At 70.2% G+C, this 17,908-nt stretch carries 19 protein-coding genes and 1 pseudogene; 13 read left to right on the top strand and 7 right to left on the bottom strand.

Annotated elements, in window-relative coordinates:
• Positions 1-5: 5 nt before the first annotated feature.
• Entirely contained in the window at positions 6-329 is a 324-nt protein-coding gene (locus AB1460_RS15725; protein WP_018637589.1) for a hypothetical protein, read from the top strand.
• A gap of 108 nt (positions 330-437) precedes the next feature.
• Here AB1460_RS15725 and AB1460_RS15730 read toward each other — a convergent pair whose 3' ends face one another.
• Positions 438-1,988: a S1 family peptidase gene (locus AB1460_RS15730; RefSeq protein ID WP_368962072.1), complete on the bottom strand. Its 1,551-nt coding sequence runs from the start codon at positions 1,986-1,988 to the stop codon at positions 438-440.
• 146 nt (positions 1,989-2,134) lie between these two features.
• Between AB1460_RS15730 and AB1460_RS15735 the strand changes: the two are divergent.
• Positions 2,135-2,212 (top strand): annotated as a pseudogene (locus AB1460_RS15735) (Uma2 family endonuclease); the annotation flags it as partial.
• Between the two features lie 70 nt (positions 2,213-2,282).
• Here AB1460_RS15735 and AB1460_RS15740 read toward each other — a convergent pair.
• Positions 2,283-3,293: a LysR family transcriptional regulator gene (locus AB1460_RS15740; protein ID WP_368962073.1), complete on the bottom strand. Its 1,011-nt coding sequence runs from the start codon at positions 3,291-3,293 to the stop codon at positions 2,283-2,285.
• A gap of 61 nt (positions 3,294-3,354) precedes the next feature.
• Here AB1460_RS15740 and AB1460_RS15745 point away from each other — a divergent pair, with 61 nt between their 5' ends.
• The 5 genes from AB1460_RS15745 (at position 3,355) to AB1460_RS15765 (ending at position 7,941) form a co-directional block, all read left to right on the top strand.
• Complete coding sequence (locus tag AB1460_RS15745) at positions 3,355-4,212, top strand: SDR family NAD(P)-dependent oxidoreductase (protein WP_368962075.1); 858 nt, start codon at positions 3,355-3,357, stop codon at positions 4,210-4,212.
• 98 nt (positions 4,213-4,310) lie between these two features.
• On the top strand, positions 4,311-4,595 hold the full coding sequence (locus AB1460_RS15750) for a hypothetical protein (RefSeq protein WP_368962077.1): 285 nt from the start codon (positions 4,311-4,313) through the stop codon (positions 4,593-4,595).
• Positions 4,596-4,778: 183 nt separating this feature from the next.
• Entirely contained in the window at positions 4,779-5,675 is an 897-nt protein-coding gene (locus tag AB1460_RS15755) for a MerR family transcriptional regulator (protein WP_368962078.1), read from the top strand.
• A 92-nt stretch (positions 5,676-5,767) separates the two neighbouring features.
• On the top strand, positions 5,768-7,048 hold the full coding sequence (locus tag AB1460_RS15760; protein WP_368962079.1) for an NAD(P)/FAD-dependent oxidoreductase: 1,281 nt from the start codon (positions 5,768-5,770) through the stop codon (positions 7,046-7,048).
• Positions 7,045-7,941 (top strand): RNA polymerase sigma-70 factor, encoded by an 897-nt coding sequence (locus AB1460_RS15765; RefSeq protein ID WP_368962081.1) that lies wholly within the window; start codon positions 7,045-7,047, stop codon positions 7,939-7,941. The genes AB1460_RS15760 and AB1460_RS15765 overlap by 4 nt, the downstream gene beginning before the upstream one ends.
• 58 nt (positions 7,942-7,999) lie before the next feature.
• On the opposite strand, the gene AB1460_RS15770 is transcribed toward AB1460_RS15765, so the two are convergent.
• Positions 8,000-8,644, bottom strand: a complete 645-nt coding sequence (locus AB1460_RS15770; RefSeq protein ID WP_368962082.1) for a dihydrofolate reductase family protein — start codon at positions 8,642-8,644, stop codon at positions 8,000-8,002.
• A gap of 202 nt (positions 8,645-8,846) precedes the next feature.
• On the opposite strand from AB1460_RS15770, the gene AB1460_RS15775 reads away from it, so the two are divergent.
• The 4 genes from AB1460_RS15775 (at position 8,847) to AB1460_RS15790 (ending at position 11,985) form a co-directional block, all read left to right on the top strand.
• Positions 8,847-9,215 (top strand): YciI family protein, encoded by a 369-nt coding sequence (locus AB1460_RS15775; protein WP_368962084.1) that lies wholly within the window; start codon positions 8,847-8,849, stop codon positions 9,213-9,215.
• Positions 9,212-10,453: an RNA polymerase sigma factor gene (locus AB1460_RS15780; protein WP_368962085.1), complete on the top strand. Its 1,242-nt coding sequence runs from the start codon at positions 9,212-9,214 to the stop codon at positions 10,451-10,453. Before AB1460_RS15775 ends, AB1460_RS15780 begins: the two co-directional genes overlap by 4 nt.
• 396 nt (positions 10,454-10,849) lie before the next feature.
• A complete protein-coding gene (locus AB1460_RS15785; RefSeq protein WP_368962087.1) occupies positions 10,850-11,386 on the top strand; it encodes a hypothetical protein in 537 nt (178 codons plus the stop codon).
• Between the two features lie 80 nt (positions 11,387-11,466).
• Complete coding sequence (locus tag AB1460_RS15790) at positions 11,467-11,985, top strand: RNA polymerase sigma factor (protein WP_368962088.1); 519 nt, start codon at positions 11,467-11,469, stop codon at positions 11,983-11,985.
• Positions 11,986-12,097: 112 nt separating this feature from the next.
• On the opposite strand, the gene AB1460_RS15795 is transcribed toward AB1460_RS15790, so the two are convergent.
• Positions 12,098-12,928: an SDR family NAD(P)-dependent oxidoreductase gene (locus tag AB1460_RS15795; RefSeq protein ID WP_368962090.1), complete on the bottom strand. Its 831-nt coding sequence runs from the start codon at positions 12,926-12,928 to the stop codon at positions 12,098-12,100.
• Between the two features lie 595 nt (positions 12,929-13,523).
• On the opposite strand from AB1460_RS15795, the gene AB1460_RS15800 reads away from it, so the two are divergent.
• Positions 13,524-14,774, top strand: coding sequence for an effector-associated domain EAD1-containing protein (locus AB1460_RS15800; protein WP_368962091.1), 1,251 nt, complete (start codon positions 13,524-13,526; stop codon positions 14,772-14,774).
• Between the two features lie 249 nt (positions 14,775-15,023).
• On the opposite strand, the gene AB1460_RS15805 is transcribed toward AB1460_RS15800, so the two are convergent.
• Positions 15,024-15,956, bottom strand: a complete 933-nt coding sequence (locus AB1460_RS15805; RefSeq protein ID WP_368962092.1) for a LysR family transcriptional regulator — start codon at positions 15,954-15,956, stop codon at positions 15,024-15,026.
• Between the two features lie 75 nt (positions 15,957-16,031).
• On the opposite strand from AB1460_RS15805, the gene AB1460_RS15810 reads away from it, so the two are divergent.
• The gene (locus AB1460_RS15810; RefSeq protein WP_420497284.1) at positions 16,032-16,823 is read left to right on the top strand and encodes a siderophore-interacting protein; all 792 of its coding nucleotides are present in this window, start codon (positions 16,032-16,034) and stop codon (positions 16,821-16,823) included.
• A 97-nt stretch (positions 16,824-16,920) separates the two neighbouring features.
• Here AB1460_RS15810 and AB1460_RS15815 read toward each other — a convergent pair whose 3' ends face one another.
• Together AB1460_RS15815 and AB1460_RS15820 are read right to left on the bottom strand one after the other, a co-directional pair.
• On the bottom strand, positions 16,921-17,472 hold the full coding sequence (locus AB1460_RS15815) for a cupin domain-containing protein (protein WP_368962095.1): 552 nt from the start codon (positions 17,470-17,472) through the stop codon (positions 16,921-16,923).
• Positions 17,469-17,855, bottom strand: coding sequence for a winged helix-turn-helix transcriptional regulator (locus AB1460_RS15820; protein WP_420497286.1), 387 nt, complete (start codon positions 17,853-17,855; stop codon positions 17,469-17,471). Before AB1460_RS15820 ends, AB1460_RS15815 begins: the two co-directional genes overlap by 4 nt.
• Positions 17,856-17,908 lie beyond the last annotated feature (53 nt).

Genomic DNA, 17,908 nt, shown 5'->3' on the forward strand with positions numbered 1-17,908 from the left:
CTACGATGGACTACAGAGCGATCAGTGGCGCGGTTCCGGCGCAGCTCGGTAATTCCGTGACCTTCAACGTCGGGCTGCCGTACGTCCCGAAGCGGGGAAGCGGCATGCTTTTCTATATGGTCGACACGCGGAAGGGAAACCACGTCTACCGAATTCTGGTCAACGGCAGCGAGCAGTGCAAGATCGCTCTGCCGGACGGCAACAACTTCGCGACGCTGCACACCGAGGTCGGGCACCTCGGGACGATCAACGTGATCAGCTTCGAGTCGGACACCCCGGACGCCGCACCCGTCGACATCCTGAACGTCACCCTGTTCTACGAGGCCTGACCGTCCCCCGCTCCCGCGCCCGGCGTTCGCGGGGCACCGCGTTCACCCTCGGCACAGGCCGAGGACCAGCAGGCCCGGGCGGCTCGCCGGCCGCCCGAGCCCGGGCGATCAGAGTTCGCCGCGCGGTCGGCAGAACACGGACATCACCTGGCTGGCGTTCGCCCCGGTGCTGTCGATGACCGACACGGTGAGCCGGTTGATGGTGTTGGGAGCACACGGACCGTAGCGGGTGGTCCTGCGGAGTTCTTCGTTGACTGTGATGCGTCCCCCGGCGATGAGACCGTCCGCCGCCCAGGACACGATGAACGGGCCGGTGCCGCCCGCCCAGTCCACCGAGCACCGGTACTCGTCGGCGCCGACCTGCCCGCAGTAGAAGGAGGGGAAGGTGATCTGAGCAATCGGCGGTTCGACGAAGCCTCCACCGCCCACCGTCAACAGGTCGAGGCCGTACGCGTTAAGCGCCGGAATGACCTGCTGGAAAAAAGACTCGCCCTGGTCACAGGGAACCGGTGTCGGTGGGATTCGCCTGGCCGAAACGATGCCCACGGCAAGCGTGCCGTTGAGGACCGGTCCGCCCGAGTCGCCGTTCTCCGCGCACACGGAGGCCCGGACCAACCCGTGCACCACCGCCGATCCGGCGCTCGTGCCGACTGTTGTCGACGGCTCGACACCGATGACCCGGCCACAGTTGTAACCGGATACGAATCCGCTGCGGCAGACCACGTCGCCCACCATCGCCAGGCGCATACCCGTCACACCGATCGTGCTGCCACCGCCGCTCCTCACGAACGGCGTGGGCGTGCTACCCACGCCGCTCCGGACCCAGCCATGGTCGACGCCGGGGAAGGTGGACATCTCGACCTGACCAGACGTGGTGGGATTCGCCCCGACAGTCACCGCCCGGGCCGTTCCGCAGTGGCCGGCGGTGAGGTGACCCAGGACCCGGTTCGCTGTGTTCGCCGAGGCCCGGGTCACGACACCGAACCCGGTCGAGCAGTCGTCGAGGAAGCGCCCGGACCTCGTGCTGTACATCGATCCGGCGTCAAAATTCGACGTGGCCTGCACGTCCGCACCGTCCGCGTCGACCCGCACGCTGCCGCGCCCGACGCCGCTGGCCTCGACTACCGCATCGACTACCGCCTCGGCCGCGCCGATCCGCCCGTCCCGGGCATGAACGATCAGAGTGTTCTTCTGGACGTCCAGCGAGACACCGGTCACCGCGTCGGAATGATCGGACTGCTCGACCATGCTGCCGAACTGCCGGAGCTGCCCCTCGCTGAAACGCACCAGTTCGGGGATGGCTCCTGCCGCACGGACCACCGGGGCGAGCTCAACGTCGGTCACCGCCACGGTCAGTCGGCGGCCGTCGTCGGCGATCCACGCCCCGCCATAGGCGCTCCCGAGCCGCGTCTGCAGGGTGTCACGGATGCGGTGGGCGGCGTCCTCCCGGTCGAGACGGTCGTAGACCTCGGGCTCGGTGAGATGCAGGTCGCGCATCATCGCCGCGACGTAGTCGGGCGGCAGCGGCGCTCGGGTGGCCGCCGCGGTCGGCAGGACCGGATCCGCAGCAGGTTCCGCCAGCCCGGGCGGGGCAGCGGCGACGGTCAGGGCTGCCGCCATGACGACACCGGCCACGGCGAAGGTGAGTCTTCGGCGCACACGCTCTCCTCGCGGTTGAGGGATACGTGCCGGGTTCGGTTCCGCACTCGATCGGGATGGCCGAAACGGTGGTGACCAACCTCATAGAGGCCCGATACCCGAGTGAAGCACCGCGTCGATCCGACGCCGATCCAGGGAGGTGCGCCGTGACCGCGGAGATGGCCGCTCCCGCCTGGATGCACCAGCAGATCACCGCGGAGCTGTACGACTCGCTGTCCGCGGAAAGTTACCGGGTTGGCGATACCTACACGGGTGTCGTCGAAGCAATGGCTCCGTTTCCCGTGAAGATCGACCTCACCCAGCCATAAAGGCCGGCGGATCCGGTGTGTCAGGTCCGGTGGTCGCATCTCCATCCTTCGGCGCCGGATCGTTCGAGCGGTGAAGGGCGGGCCGAGGACGGGTCTGCGGGCTGGCCGTGGTCACCTCCCGGCAGGCGCGGACGAAGTCGGTGACGATGCGGCGCCGGTCGTCTCTGCGCCAGGCCAGGGCGAGCTCGCTGCGGGGGCCGTCGACGAGCGGACGGGTGACGACCCCGGCGCGGTCGAGCAGGGGGGCGTTGCCCGCGGCGATCAGGACGATGCCGAGACCTCCCACCAGGGCCTCGTAGGTCTCCTCCGCGCTGCGCACGACCGCGCCGATCCGTGGCGGCGTTGGGCGCAGCGCGGTGAGCAGCCAGAAGTCCCGCAGGTCGCCGGCGTCCTCGGGCAGCGCGAGGAACGGCTGGTCGGCGAGATCGGCAAGGTCGGCGAGGTGCAGCTCCGGACGCGCGGCGAGCGGATGGTCGTCTGGCAGCGCCACCAGCAGCGGCTCCCGCGCGATCACCAGGGTCTCGTAGTCCCGCGCCGACGGCAGGGGCAGCCAGACGAAGGCGAGGTCGCAGGAGCCGTCGGCGAGTCCGGCCGTCGAGTCGTCCCACTGGACCTGCCGCAGTTCGAACTCCGCGGCCGGCTGCCGGGACCGGAACCGCGACCGCAGCGCCGGGAGCAGCCCGCGCCCGGGGCTGGTGCTCATTCCCACCACCAGGCTCGATGCCAGCGCGGCGCGGTGCCGCGCGAGCGCGCTGTCGGTGTCGTCCCACGCTGCGAGGACGCGCCGCGCATGGGGCAGGAGCACCGCGCCGGCCTCGGTCAGCCGGACGGCTCGGCGGTCGCGCTCGAACAGGGTGACACCGAGCTGTCGCTCCAGCAGCCTGATCTGCTTGCTCAGCGCCGGCTGTGACACGAGGACCCGCTCGGCGGCACGGGTGAAATGCAGCTCCTCGGCGACCGCGACGAAGTACCGAAGGTCCCGGACGTGGATGTCCATAACCAACGGCTATCACAGCCTGTCTTGGACGCACCACGCCCCGGCCGCGCAGGCTTGGGCCATGGACAGGGTATGGATCATCACAGGTGCGAACAGCGGCTTCGGTCTTGCCTTCACCGAGGCGGCCATCGAGGCCGGTGACGTCGTCGTGGCGGCCGTCCGCCGTCCCGAAACGATGGACGCGCTCGCGGCCCGGTTCCCGGACCGGCTCGACGTCGTCACGTTCGACGTCACGGACACGGCCCGCGCGCAGGCGGTCGTGGACGACGTCGTCGCCCGGCACGGCCACGTCGACGTACTGGTCAACAATGCGGGCCGCACGCATGTCGGCGCCGCGGAGGAAACGAGCGAGGACGAGCTCCGCAGCCTGTTCGAGCTGCACTTCTTCGGCGTGGTCGCGCTCACCCGGGCACTGCTGCCGCACCTGCGCCAGCAGCGGCGCGGCGCGATCGTCCAGCTGAGCAGCATGGGCGGCCAGATGTCGTTCGCCGGGTTCTCGGCATACAGCGCGACCAAGTTCGCCCTGGAGGGCTGGTCGGAGGGTCTGGCCGACGAGCTGCGCCCGTTCGGTGTCGACGTGCTGATCGTTGAGCCGGGGGCGTTCCGCACCAGCCTGTTCGACCCGAAGCGCCGGACGTTCAGCAGCGAGCAGGGTGCCTACGCCGACATCGTCGGCGGTACCCGGGCGATGGTCGCGGGTGGCGACGACGGTCAGGCGGGCGACCCGGCGAAGCTGGCCCGGCTGGTCGTCGAGGTGCTCGGCTCCGGCCGGGTTCCGCTGCGGCTGCCGGTCGGGGGCGACGGGATCGACGCCGTACTCAGCCATCTCGACGCGGTGCGCGCCGACATCGACGCCTGGGAGACGGCGGCCCGGGACACCGCGTTCGACCCCGCCCCCGCGCCCGCTCCCGTGTCCTGACTTCTCCCAGCAGGGCCCTGACCCGCTCTGCCAGCACCCTGACCCGCTCTGCCGGGTGACCGACTGGTGTCGGAGTTGTCATCCGCAGGGCCCGCGACGTGAGCGACGCGCTCGCCGCATGGCGCACTGCCGTCACCATGGTGGATCGCCGTCGACCGGTCCTGCGGTCGGAACTCCGCGCACCCGTCGTCGATCAGCCGCGTCCGGCGCCCGTGCCTCCTGAGGGCGGAACGGACGGCCTCGAGTCGGTCCGGCCGGATGGCGTCGACGCTCATATCGACTGGGATCTCGCCGCATTCATCCTGAAGGGCGCGGCCCGCGAGCCGGAACGAACTACCGTGCGGCGTGCGGCGTGCGGCCGGGTTGGCCGCCACATCCACTGAACTGATCACTGATCCGCCACAGGACGCCGCTTCCGCCGGAGCTTTCGATCCACGCGGAGGGCGGCAGGTTGCCGACCGATCAGCCTGGGCCTGGATTCGCCACGGCGACCGCCACGGCCAACACGAGATCGCCGGGCCGAGGCCGTTGACTCTCCAGCTGGTGGAGGCCCGAGGATCGGTTCCATGATGATCGGCCAGCTTGCGGCGAGCACCGGGCTCTCGGTACGGACGCTGCGCTTCTACGCGGATGCCGGTGTGCTGCCCGCGCAGGGCCGCACGGCGTCGGGCTACCGGCTGTTCGGGCCCGAAGCCGTGGCCCGGGCGCGGCTGGTCCGCACCCTGCGCGAGCTCGGCGTCGGCCTGGACGACATCAGGCGGGTGCTCGACGCCGAAGCCTCGTTGACCGAGGTTGCAGCCGAGCACGTACGTGCCCTCGACGCCCAGATTCGCGTGCTGCGACTGCAGCGGGCGGTGCTGCGCGCCTTCATCGGATCCACCGACCCCGAGGAGCTCCGACGGATGACCGACCTGACCAACCTGACGGCCGAACAGCGTCGGCGGATCGTGGACGACTACCTCGACGCTGTCTTTGGCGACAGCACCAGCACCAGCGCCGTCGCCGACAAGCTGGCCATGGGTGCTCCCGAGCTGCCCGACGATCCGACCCCGGAACAGGTCGCGGCCTGGGTGGAGATCGCCGAACTGCTGCGCGATCCCGACTTCGTCGCCACCAGCCGCCGGATGGCCGAGCGAGCCCGCGCCGAGGGACCGGAACCGGACGTCGCGCAGTTCGAGGTCGGCAAGGCTGTCGACGAACTCGCCGGACCCGCCGCCCGGGCCGGTGTCGACCCCGCCTCCCCCGAGGCCCTGGCCGTGGTCGAGCGCCTTGAAGCCCTCGGCCCGACCCCGTCCGAAGATCGCACCTGCGTGGCCGACCGCATCGAGGCCTTCACCGATCGCCGGGTCGGCCGCTACTGGACCCTCGTCGGCATCGTCAACGGCTGGGCCCCCAGCCAGGCCCCCGACGACATCATCGACACCTGGGAGTGGTACGCCCGAGCACTGCGCGCCCACGCCTGACACTGTCCTCCGGAGTGACCTGCCTCACAGGCTGTCACAAGAAGCGACAACGCGGTGTCCTGAGGCCGAACCCCGAATGCGGAGGAGACGCCATGGTCGAGAACACCCGTGTGGTCGTGGTCGGCGGCGGATACGCCGGCGTCATGGCTGCCAACCGCCTGACGCAGCGCGACGACGTGACGGTGACGCTGATCAACCCGCGCCCGGCCTTCGTCCATCGGATCCGCCTGCACCAGGTGGTGGGCGGCTCCCAGGACGCGGTCGTCGACTTCCAGGAGGTCCTCGCGGAGGGTGTCCGGCTGGTCGTCGACACCGCGGCACGGATCGACGCGGCCGGGCGCACCGTGGCGTTGGCTGCCGGCGGCAGCGTCGGCTACGACTATCTGATCTACGCGGTGGGTAGTGGCAGCGCCCACCCGCGCGTGCCCGGAGCAGCCGAGTTCGCCTACCCGACTGCGACCCTGGAGGAGGCGGAACGGCTGCGGGCAGTCCTCGTCGCCGCGCCGGCAACGGCCGCGGTGACGGTTGCCGGAGCCGGCACGCTCGGCATCGAGATCGCCGCCGAGCTGGCGGAGGCGGGCCGCGCCGTGACCCTGGTGTGCGGCGAGGTGCTCGGTCCGTATCTGCACCCTCGGGTTCGCCGCTCGGTTGCCAGGCGGCTGGCCAGACTCGGCGTGACCGTGCTCGAAGGCCCCGATGCGAAGGTGACGGCGGTGATGCTCGACGCCGTCCAGCTCGGTGGCGGCCGTGAGCTGCCGAGCAGGGTGACCATCTGGACCGCCGGATTCGGCGTGCCGGACCTGGCCGCCCGCAGCGGGCTGAGCACCGACGCGCTGGGCCGCCTGCTCACGGACGAGACGTTGACGAGTGTGGACGACGTGCGCATCGTCGCGGCCGGGGATTCGGCGGCACCGTCGGATCTGCCGCTGCGGATGAGCTGTCAGGCCGCCGGGCCGCTGGGCGCGCACGCCGCCGACACGGTGCTCAGCCAGATCGCGGGTGAGCACCCTGCTCCCATCGACGTGGGGTTCTTCGGCCTGTGCGTCAGCCTGGGGCGTCGCGCCGCCACCGTGCAGCTCGCCTCCAGGGACGACACGGCGAACGGGTTCTCCCTCCGTGGCCGCCTTGCGGTGAAGATCAAGGAAAGTAGCTACCAGGGCCTGATCAGGCATCTGGCGGACGAGGCGCGCGAGCCCGGTTCGTACGCCTGGAAGCTCAGGGACGGCAGGCGCCGCGACCTGGTACAGACCACTCGCGGCGAGGCGCCGGCCACCGCCGAGCGGTCGTCCACCGCTGGGCGGTCGTCCACCGCTGGGCGGGCAGCCACCGCTGGACGGGCAGCCACCGCTGGACGGGCAGCTGCCGAGAGATGAGCGACCAGGCCGCTGACCCGGCAACCGAGACTTTCGTTGCCTACCGCAACCTGCTCTTCACCATCGCCTACGAGATGCTCGGATCGGCGGCCGACGCCGAGGACGTCCTCCAGGAGACCTGGCTGCGATGGGTCGGGGTCGACCTGGGGCAGGTGCGCGACCAGCGCGCCTACCTGGTGCGGATCACGACCCGGCAGTCACTCAACCGGCTGCGCGCCATGAAGCGCCGCAGGGAGGCGTATGTCGGCCAGTGGCTGCCGGAGCCGCTGCTCACCGCACCGGATGTGGCCGAGAACGTCGAGCTCGCCGAGAGCGTGTCGATGGCGATGATGATCGTCCTCGAGCAGCTCTCGGCGACCGAGCGGGCGGTGTTCGTGCTGCACGAGGTGTTCGACGTCAGCTACGACGAGATCGCCGAGGCTGTCGGCAGGAGCCCCGCGGCCGTCCGCCAGATCGCGCACCGCGCCCGCCAGCACGTCGATGCCCGCCGCCCTGGCAGGGCGGCCTCCCCGAGCGAGACCCGGGCGGCGCTGGAGTCGTTCCAGCGCGCGCTCGTGACCGGGAACCCGCAGCACCTCCTCGACGTACTCGCCCCGGAGGTCGTCCTTGTGAGCGACGGCGGCGGGATCAGGCGCGCCGCGCTGCGGCCGGTCATCGGCGCGGAGAAGGTGGTCCGCTTCTACCTCGGCGGTTCCGGCAGGACCAAAGGCATGATCACCTGTGACCCCACCGTGGTCAACGGGAACCCGGCACTCGTCGTACGCCTGAACGGCGCGCTCGACGGCGTCCTGGCGATCCGTGTCGAGGGCGCCCGCATCACCGGCCTCTACTTTGTCCGCAACCCGGAGAAGCTGTCCCGCGTCGGATCCGAGACCCCGCTCGCCCTGCGATGAGGTGGGAGCTCCCCATCGGGGCTGTTGCCGCGCGCCTGTCGCCGCCAGCGGCAGGTACCTACCGCCGCCAGAAGAAATGGTGCACCACACCGCTCGGGCTCGGCACGCGCTCCAGGTGGTAGCGGTCGGTCAGCTCGTCCGGGTTGTCCCAGAGGCGCAGACCGGTGCCGAGTTCGAACGGGGCGACGGCGATGTGCATCTCGTCGATCAGGCCCGCGTCGAGGAACTCGCGAACGGTCGTGACGCCGCCGCCGATGCGCACGTCCCGGCCGTCGGCGGCGGCCTTCGCCTGCCTCAGTGCTTCGTGCGGCGTCGTGTCGAGGAAGTGGAACGTCGTGTCGCTCAGGGTGAACGACGGCCGAACGTGATGCGTGAGCACGAAGACCGGTGTGTGGAAGGGGGGTTCGTCTCCCCACCAGCCCTGCCACTCGTGGTCCGTCCACGGGCCGCGGACCGGGCCGAACTTGTTGCGCCCCATGATCTCGGCGCCGATGTTGCGGCTGAAGTCACGGACGACGTAGTCGTCGAGCCCTCGGCTGCCGTCGGGTTCGGCGCGGTGGACCCAGCTGTCCGTGGCACCGGCCCAGGCGAACAGGCGGCCGGGGTCCGCGTGGCCGAAGGGGCGCTCGAGGCTCTGCTCCTCGCCTGCGCCGATCCCGTCCTGGCTGATGGTGAAGCAGTGGACCCGGACCCGTTGTGTCATGGCCTACCTCCCTGAGCGTGGGCGTCTCGCCCGTCGTGGCCGCGTGCCACCCGCGTGGCCGCGTACCAGGTGGTCGTCGCCGGCGCGCCCCGCGCGACAACGCCGGGGAAGATTTCTGGCTGCGTAGTGTCGCGGGAGCACCGTCGGCGACGACCACCTGGTGAGCTGCCACGCGGGTGGCTGCTCCACCTAGGAGGAGACCGTGAAGTACCTGATCATCATGCAGATCGACCCGGCCGTGCTGGAGCAGCTCACCACCGACCAGCAGCGGCAGATCCAGGAGGGGCACGGCGCGTTCATGACCGCCACCAAGGAGCGCGGTGAGTTCATCGCGACGCAGGCCCTCGCCGACCCCAGCCAGTCGAAGGTCGTTCGCAGCTCCGGGGGCCGGCCCGAGGTGACCGACGGACCGTTCGTCGAGAGCAAGGAGTTCATGGGCGGCTTCTATCTCGTGGACGTCGAGGACGAGGCCCGGGCGGTGGAGCTGGCCCAGCAGATTCCCGATGCCAACATCCCCGGGCTTGCCCTCGAGATCCGGCCGGTGATGTTCTCCGACCTGGGCGAGGGATGATCCCAGCCGGACCCTTCGGCGAGGGCGGGAGCGAGGGCCGGTGGCGCGAGCTCGCGCGGCAGGCCCTCGCCCGGCTGCTGCGCAGCTATGGCACCGCCCAGTTCGACCTGTGCGAGGACGCCGTCCAGGAGGCGCTCCTGCAGGCCTACCAGCAGTGGCCGGCGCGGTTTCCCGACGACCCGCTCGGCTGGCTGATCGCGACCGCACGCCGCCGGTACGCCGACCGCGCCCGCAGTGACGCCCGGCGCCGCGACCGCGAGACCCGCGCAACGCTGTTGGCGCCCCCGGTGGCGCCGGAGACCGTCCAGCGGGACGACTCGCTGCTGGTGCTGCAGCTGTGTTGCCACCCCGACCTGCCACGCTCCGGACAGGTCGCGCTGACCCTGCGGGCGGTCGCCGGCCTGACCACCGCCCAGATCGCCAACGTCTACCAGATCCCCGAACGCACCATCGCCCAGCGGATCACCCGGGCCAAGCGTCGCCTCGGCGAGCTCGACCGGCTGCTGCCGCCCCCCGAGCAGGCGGGCGAGAGCGTCACCGCCGTACTCGACGTGCTCTACGTGATGTTCGCCGAGGCACACCACACAACCGCCGGCGCGCCTCCCCGCGACGCGGATCTCGCCGCCGAGGCGATCCACCTCGCCCGGCTCCTTCGCCGCAGTGTCCCCGAGTCCACCGAGGCCACCGGCCTTCTCGCGCTGATGCTGCTCACCGAGGCCCGCCACCCGGCCCGGGTGGGGCCGGACGGGCGCCTCACCTCGCTCGACGAGCAGGACCGGGCGTTGTGGGACAAGGAGCTGATCAGCGAGGGCATCCGGCTCGTCGAGCAGGCCACCCCCGGCGCCGAGCCCGGCCCCTACCTGCTCCAGGCCTGCATCGCCGCTCTGCACGCCGAAGCGCCCGACATCGCGACAACCGACTGGGTCGAGATCCTCGCGCTCTACCGGCTTCTCGAGATCGTGACCGGTCACCGGAACCCCACGATCGCCCTCAACCGCATCGTCGCCCAGGCCATGGTCGACGGCATCGACGTCGCCCTCGCCGGGATCGACACACTGGAAGCCGACCACCCTGGCCTTCCCCGTCTCAACGCCGTCCGCGCCCACCTCCTGGAGCAGGCCGGCAGACCGGGCGACGCGGCCACGGCCTACCGGCGAGCCATCTCCGCCACCGTCAATCTCGCTGAGCAACACCACCTCAGGCACCGCCTGCGCCGCCTGTCCGACGCACACACCTGACACGCACCTGACGCGCGAAGTCCGCGCTCCACAGCGTCACAGCTCCACTGCGTCACACCGGACGGCATGCCGGACATGTTCTGGGCAGCCGATCCATGTCGACGCCGGAGGTTGATCAGAATGGGGCTGCCGGAGGACGACGAGCTGGATCGCCGCATGCGGTCCGCGGACCCGGTCGGGCCGGCTCTGGCGGCCAGTGCGGACGTCGGCCGCCTGGTCAGTGAGCTTGCGAGGGCGGCCGTCGCCACCGGCGCCGGGTCCACAGGCGGGACCGCAGGCGGGACCGGGCCGATCGGCACGACGCCGGAGCGGCTGGACCGGTTGGCGCGGTCACGACGCCGGGGACCGACGTCGAGGCGAGTGCCGGGAAGACCTCGCGCGTGGCAACGTGTGGCTGTGGCCGGGCTTGCGGCCGCAGCGCTCCTGGGAACAGCGTTCGCGTCCAGCGACGGCCTCGCCCGCACGGGAATCTTCGGCTCGCCGGGATTCACCGAGAGCGACACCAGCGAGTGGCTCAACACCGGTGCGCCGGATTTTCGCGAGGTCGTGGAGTCGTTGCGTCCGTCCGATATCCCGCTGCCGGCCGGGCGCAGCTGGCAGCCCGTGATCGACCAACAGGTCGCCAATGGCCAGCGGGAGCCCGCGAGGATGCAGGTCACCGGTGTCCGGCAGGCCTTCGCCTTCTACGCGGTCTGTGTCTGGGACGGTGAATGGCTCGCCGCGCGGCAGGCGGGTGACACCGTCCGGGTCGGGCGGGCCGTAGAAGTCATACGCGGCGTGCCATCGTGGCCCATCTTCGTCGAGAACGACGGGGGCGGCACCGTCGACTGGCTTCGCTCCATCGCCGAGGCCGCTACTCACGGCGACGAGGGCCCGGTCCGCCAGAACATCAGGGCGAACTGCACCTCCAGCTGGATCGGTGTCGGCCAGTGAGTTCTGAGCCTGTCAGGTCGGGTGCCGATGCAGCATCGAGAACTGCGGCGACAACGACCGCGGAATGGTTCACCGGCCTTGTGAGTACGGTCGGCCCACGGCTGCTGGCCTTTCTCGCCCGCCGGGTCGACCCGCCAGCCGACGCCGCCGACCTGCTCGCCGAGGTCCTGATGACCGCGTGGCGCCGGGTCGCCGACCTGCCGTCCGACGACGATGCGGCTGCTGCCTGGCTGTTCGGCATCGCCCGCCACACGCTCGCCAACCACCGCCGTGGCCAGACCCGCCGGGCCGCGCTGGCCGATCGCCTTCGCGCCCATCTCGCCACGGTCATCCCGGCGTGCGACGCACTGCCCGAACAGGCCATCGAGACCCGAGCCGCGCTGGCACAGCTCACCGAGGCCGATCAGGCGGTTCTCACGCTGGCCTGTTGGGACGACCTGACCGCCGACGAGATCGCCGAGATCCTGCGGATCACGCCGTCGGCGGTCAGACAGCGCCTGCGCCGTGCCCGGGAGCGACTGCGCCAGGAACTGGCCGTCTCTCACCCGGCAACCGATCACGTGGCCTCATCGGACGTGGAGTCAACGTCATCGACATGATCCGGAGTGGGGGCAGAGCGGGAGACCAGCGGGGCTGACTCGCCCGTCCGTTCCCCTGGTCGATGGACGCGATCGCCGTGACCGACGGCGTCGCGGCGGCTGGCCGGCGGTTTCAGGCGGTTCTGGGTGGTTCGGCGTCGAACCGCGTGAGCAGGTCCAGGGTGAGGCTGCGGAGGCGGCGGGCGTCGTCGAGGTACTGCGATTCCGGCTCCAGCGGCACGCGGTGGCCTTCCAGTACGGCGGTCAGCCGTTCCTGCCCGGGTGCCTCGAGGAACGGGAAGATCTGGGCGACGGCGGTGGCCACCGACTTGCCGATCACCTTCAGCTGGTCGATCTGCGTGGCGGTCGCCGGGTCGTACTCCCCGGCGAAACTCGTGGCCACCACGCCCGGGTGGTTCAGGATGTACCGGATGCCGGTGTCGGCGTGCGTGTCCACGAAGTCGACGCCAAGCAGGTCGTTGAGCTGTCCGGCGTGACCCATCGCACCGACGCCGTGGTAGCCGCGTTCCAGCTGAAGGTCGTCCCACCGGGCCGGGCCGGTCTGTCCGGCGCCCCCGAAGTTGAGGACGACCGGGCTCTCGGCCCGGCTCAGCGGGCCGACCAGGCCATGGCTGAGCAGGAACCGGCTGAGGTAGAACAGCGCGAAGTTGCTCTCGAACCCGTCGGCGGTGAGGGCGCGGGTCTGCCGGTGGAATCGCGCACCGAGCACGAGGACGTCGAGAACCGGGTACTGCTCGGAGATCTGGTCGGCCAGGCGGCGGTTCTCGGCCACCCTGCTCAGGTCGGCGCTGACGAACCGGGCCCGTTCGCCGGCGGCCTCGAACGCCCTGCCCTTCTGTCTGTCGCGTCCGACGACGAGCACCTCGAACCCTCGACGGAGATACTCCTCGGCGAGCCCTCGGCCGATGCCGTCGGTGCCGCCCGTGATCACTGCCGTAGCCATCCGCAGCTTCTCCTTCCTGGAGAACACACCATCCAGACAGAGATCTTCGACTGTCAGTGCCTCTGGCGAGACGGGCGCGCGCCTACCCATGCGGTCGGTGTGTTCCACATGGCCCAGGTCACGCTGCGCTCACCCGGCCTGTCCTCCGCCACGCCGATGACCACCTTCCTACTGGTGGGCTCGTCCAGGCACACGACGCGGACCTGGCCGCCGTCGGCGAATCGGTACCGCTTGCCGCCGCCCGGAGGACATGCCGCTGTCGTCGCGCCACAGACCAACGCAGCCACGGGCCTGCGACGGCGGCAAGCCCAGAAGCGTGATGACGGGGTAGGCCAATCCCCCTCGAGGTGGATCGGCACCTGGGCCGCCGGAGCCATCTCCTACGTGTGCTCGCCGCCACCGCGCCCCGAGCGTGAACGATCACGAGGCGTCGGAGGCTGGGTGGCGCCGGCATTCGGTGCGGTGGGGAGCCGGTCGCCGGCCGGCGCAACGTTGCTGCGTAAAGTGATCCTTCTCCGATTCGCCCAGAGAGGAGAAGATCGTCGAGCTGCTCGCCGGTTTTGAGGCCGAGGCCACCGGATCGCTCCTGGAGCTGTTGGGTAAATCTGTTGCCGAGCTGGGCATAATTCTTCTCGGCCTCAGCATGATGTTCGTCCCGCTGGTCTCCTCGCGGCCCCGGAGCGCTCGGCGGCAACTCAAACAGGCAGGCGCCCGAGTCGCGGCGGTGAAACTTGCCATGGGCTCCTCGCAGGTTTTGCCGTCCGCCGATCAGATCGTCGGCGACGTCGCCAGACGCGACAGGATCGCTGCGCGAGCCCGCATGTTGGCGGTGCTGCCCTTCTTCATCATATCACTGGGATTTTTTCTGTTGTTCTGCGGGCTGCTCCTGCGTGGCTACGTGGACTCTCCTGAGAATATTCCGCCTAAGACAGCGGGCCGACTGCTAGCCCTGACAGCCATCTATCTGTTTTTTCTCGGCGTCTCCGTCGGGATACAACGATGGGTATGGAACCGGCACCCCGACCTCTTCGCGGCTCATCACCTGCTATGCGCTCTCGAGCTGATGTTGAAGCTACGACCAAACACCTCGGAGAACGGCGACAGCATCGACATCAGTCAGGTGCGTCGGCATACCGTCACAGAGCTCGGACAGGCCGCCAAATACATGAAGAGGATGATCGGACGACGCCACCCGTTTGTCGGGCCCGTGGAGCTGGATAATGCCCGCAAGCGGGCTACACAGATAGCAGGGGCCATCAGCGGCTACCAGGAGACGGTCATCTATGGCTCGCTCGCGGAGATCTCCCCACTGATACCGGCTGTCTCGAGGAGTCTGGCAGCGCTTGTCGAGCAACGCTTCGGGGACCTTCCCCGAAACGGCGCGAGCCTGCCCGACGATCCAGGCGAATATGAAGGTGGAGCACCCGAGAGGAACCCTGACAGCCGAGCCGACAGTTCCGGCGAGCGACCGCACCAACCACCCTCAGGAAATTTTCGCCCGGATGATGTGGACACGTTTCGGCAGGAAATGGCCCGGATATACATCTCCACCGCCGACGCGGAGCCGGTGCTGACTCGAGCCGGATTTCCCCGCGAACGACGACCGAACATCGACTACCATCAGCCCGACGTGGCCTGGGAGCAGATCTTCCGTGACCTTGAGAACGGAATCATAGAAGATCCGTACAGGACACTGCTCGCCCGCGCCCTCGAGTCATACCCAGCCAATCCGGTTTTCACCGAACTGGCTCACCGCTATGACCTACCAGTACCGCCGGGTCCGAGAAAGGAGATCACCCGGCGAATTCGACGGAAGAAGCCGCGGGGCGATCGACCAGAATTCTAGTGCCACGACCGGCATCAGAACCCTGATGGGCAGGCTGCTGATCCCAGCGGTCTTACTGCCGAGTGGGGCTCTCGAAGACGAGCGACGGTGTGCGGATCCGAGCCGACCGAGGCTCGGTGGGGTTCGGCAGGCGACGCAGCGCGTCCAGTGCGGGCTCGACGACCGCGGACCATCGTGCCGCAGGAATGCTCCAGAGGCTCGACCAGGTCCGGAGCTCGATCTGGCGCGCGGCGTCCAACGGCGTCGACTCTAGTGGGTGTCGAGGGCGAGAGCCTGGCGGACGGTGTCGCGGACACGGTCGCGAAGCCAACGGTGCGGCCCGTCGGCCTCGTAGCGGGGATGCCACGCCTGCGCGATGGTCAACGTGGGCAGGTCGAGGCCGATGTCGAGAGCCACCAGGCCAAGGCTGGTGAGCAGACCGCGCCCGAGCCGGGCGGGTACCAGGCCGACCAGGTCGCTGCCGGCGACGAGCAGCAGCGCGGCGGAGTGGGACGGGACCGAGACGGCGACCGTCCGGCGCAGGCCCCGTGCCGCGAGGGCCTCGTCCAGCGGGCCGGCGAACCGCCCACGGCGGGACGCGGTGACGTGGCGGGCGGCGGCGAGGCGTTCCGGCGTCAGACGGCCTCGGGTCAGCGGATGCCCGGCGCGGACGACGGCGAGGGCCTGCTCCTCGGCCAGGACCTCGATGTGGATCTCCGGCGAGGTCGAGTCGATCTCACCGACCTCCAGGTCGGCCGTCCCGTCCCGGAGGGGGTCCTCGGTCGCGGACGGCTCGGGAAGGAACCGCACCCGCGCACCGGGGGCTTCCCGGCCCAGCCGGTCGAGCAGGTCGACGCCGATCGCGGTGGTCAGCGCGTCGCTGGCCAGGATCGTGAACGTCCTCGCGAGGGTGGCCAGATCGGGTTCCCGAAGCGGGGTGAACACCGCGTGGGCCCGTTCGACCAGGGCGTGCACCTCAGCCTGGACGGCGAGCGCCCGCGGGGTGGGCACCATCCGATGGCCGGCGCGCACGAGGACCGGGTCGTCCATCGCCCGCCGTATCCGCCCGAGCGCGCGGCTGACCGCGGACTCCGTCAGCCGCAGTCGCCGCGCGGCACCGTTGACGCTCCCCTCCTCCAGCAGGGCGTCGAGAGCCACCAGCAGGTTGAGGTCCAACGACGACGCTGATTGCATGACATGCATTTTGCCATTGAGTAAGTTGCATTTGAGTGTAGATCCTCCCCTGCCTACGCTCGCCCTGTGACTGATGACGCCCCCGTGGCATCCCCTGCTCGCCCTCGGCGGGGGCCCCTCGCGCTGCTGGACCGGCTGCTGCTGCGCACGCGGGTCGACAGTGTCGACCAGCTGGCCCGGAGCACCCGCCGGATCGTCCTGACCGGCCCCGCGCTCGCCGGCCTCACCTGGACACCGGGCCAGAACGTGACCCTGTTTCCCCGGGACCCGACCCTGCTGGGCAACTGGCGGCAGGGCCTTCGCGACATCAAGCGCAGCTACTCCGTCTGGGAGTACGACCCGGACGGACGGCTGACGCTGGCCGTGTACGACCACGGCGGCGACGCCCCCGGCGCGGCCTGGGCACGAGGCGTCACCCCGGGAGACGAAGCGATCATCACGAAGCCGGACGGTCACCTCGTCACGCGCGCCGAGGCGGCCCTCCACCTGTTCGTCGGTGATGACACCGCGGCGGTTCCCTTCGGCGCGATCCTGCGCGGCCTACCCGCGTCCGCCCAGGTCCGCGGCGTGTTCGAGTGCGACAGCCCGGCGGACGCACTGCCGCTCCCCCGTGCCGAGCACCTCACCTGGACCTACCGCGACGGCGCCTCGGCCGCCGACTCCCCGCTGCTGCCGGCGGCGCTCGCCGGCCTCGACCTGCCCGATCCGCGGGAGCCCGCCGACAGCGGCACCGAAGGCCGGCCCGTCGCGTACGTCGCCGGTGAGGCCCGGACCTGCCAGTCCGTCCGCCGCCATCTGGTGAGCGAGCGGGGCTGGGACCGCCGGCAGATTGTCGTCCAGCCGTTCTGGACCCCGGGCAAACGAGGCATGGACTGACGCCCGCAGAGGGACTGAGGCCCGCAACGGGATCGCGGTCGCGTCAGCACGCACGACCCGTCCGGGCAGCCGCCGGGCGGTGGGCGCGTGCAGCCGCTTACCGCGGCAGGTCCGAACCGGGGTCGGGCAGAGGTGGTGCGAGGACAGTCCGGTGGCGTGCCATCAGTTCCGCTGTCAGAACCGCGTCGGGCATGATGCCGGTCCTGGCGACGTGCTCCGCTACCTCGACGAAATAGTCCTCGTAGCCGCTGGGGGTGAGGATGGCGATGTAGCGCGCCGGCTCGTCGAACGGATTCCCGAAGCCGTGGGTCAGCCACCGGCTGGCAAAGACCGTCTCACCCGTTACGGCCGTGCGGAACCCGTCTCCGACGCGGAACCGCAACCGGCCTTCGACGAGCACAAACGTCTCGTCGTGCGCCTCGTGAACATGCGGAAGTGGTCCGGGTTGCCGCGGGCCCATCCGTCCCTCCAGCACGGTGAGCCGACCGAGGGTGTCCCCAGCGGCGACCTTGACGAGCATCGACCAGTTCGGCAGGTCGATCCGACGGCCTTCGTCACGACTCTGAACGAAGCCCCGAACGGGTTGGCGCCCGGCCGGCGCCGACGGGTCGGAAAGCCGTTCCTCCGGAACAGGGGCATCGAAGGTCACGACGTTTTCTCCTGGGCGTTCAGCAACTTCTCCTGGGCGTTCAGCAACTCGTCCCCGTGCTCGATGATCCAGTCGCCGAGCGCCTGCATCGGGCCGTCGACCAGGCTCTGCCCCAGCGCCGTCAGCGCGTACTCGACCCGCGGCGGAGCCTGGGCGAAGGCGCGGCGCTCCAGCAGCCCGTGCGCGCACAGTCGGCGTAGCGCCTCGGTCAGGACCTTGTCGCTCAGGCCGCCGATCGCGGCACGCAGCTCGCGGCGCCGGCGGGGGCCCCGGCGAAGGGCTGTCAGCACGACCGGGTCCCAGGTGTGGGCGAACAGGTCGGTGACCGCCCGGACACGGCAGTCCGCCACGAGCTCCTCACAGTCTCGCCCCTGGTCGTTCATCCCCGTCATGGTCGCAGGTCTCGCACGCACCGACTGGTGTGTAACGGCCGTCC

Origin of the sequence: Parafrankia sp. FMc2, assembly GCF_041008525.1 — a bacterium.
GTDB lineage: Bacteria > Actinomycetota > Actinomycetes > Frankiales > Frankiaceae > Parafrankia.

Excerpts from the sequence above, each read along its gene's own strand:
- AB1460_RS15725 (WP_018637589.1), top strand. The coding sequence starts at position 6 with ATGGACTACAGAGCGATCAGTGGCGCGGTTCCGGCGCAGCTCGGTAAT.
- AB1460_RS15740 (WP_368962073.1), bottom strand. The coding sequence starts at position 3,293 with ATGGACATCCACGTCCGGGACCTTCGGTACTTCGTCGCGGTCGCCGAG.
- AB1460_RS15745 (WP_368962075.1), top strand. The coding sequence starts at position 3,355 with ATGGACAGGGTATGGATCATCACAGGTGCGAACAGCGGCTTCGGTCTT.
- AB1460_RS15755 (WP_368962078.1), top strand. The coding sequence starts at position 4,779 with ATGATGATCGGCCAGCTTGCGGCGAGCACCGGGCTCTCGGTACGGACG.
- AB1460_RS15760 (WP_368962079.1), top strand. The coding sequence starts at position 5,768 with ATGGTCGAGAACACCCGTGTGGTCGTGGTCGGCGGCGGATACGCCGGC.
- AB1460_RS15765 (WP_368962081.1), top strand. The coding sequence starts at position 7,045 with ATGAGCGACCAGGCCGCTGACCCGGCAACCGAGACTTTCGTTGCCTAC.
- AB1460_RS15770 (WP_368962082.1), bottom strand. The coding sequence starts at position 8,644 with ATGACACAACGGGTCCGGGTCCACTGCTTCACCATCAGCCAGGACGGG.
- AB1460_RS15780 (WP_368962085.1), top strand. The coding sequence starts at position 9,212 with ATGATCCCAGCCGGACCCTTCGGCGAGGGCGGGAGCGAGGGCCGGTGG.
- AB1460_RS15795 (WP_368962090.1), bottom strand. The coding sequence starts at position 12,928 with ATGGCTACGGCAGTGATCACGGGCGGCACCGACGGCATCGGCCGAGGG.
- AB1460_RS15805 (WP_368962092.1), bottom strand. The coding sequence starts at position 15,956 with ATGCATGTCATGCAATCAGCGTCGTCGTTGGACCTCAACCTGCTGGTG.
- AB1460_RS15820 (WP_420497286.1), bottom strand. The coding sequence starts at position 17,855 with ATGAACGACCAGGGGCGAGACTGTGAGGAGCTCGTGGCGGACTGCCGT.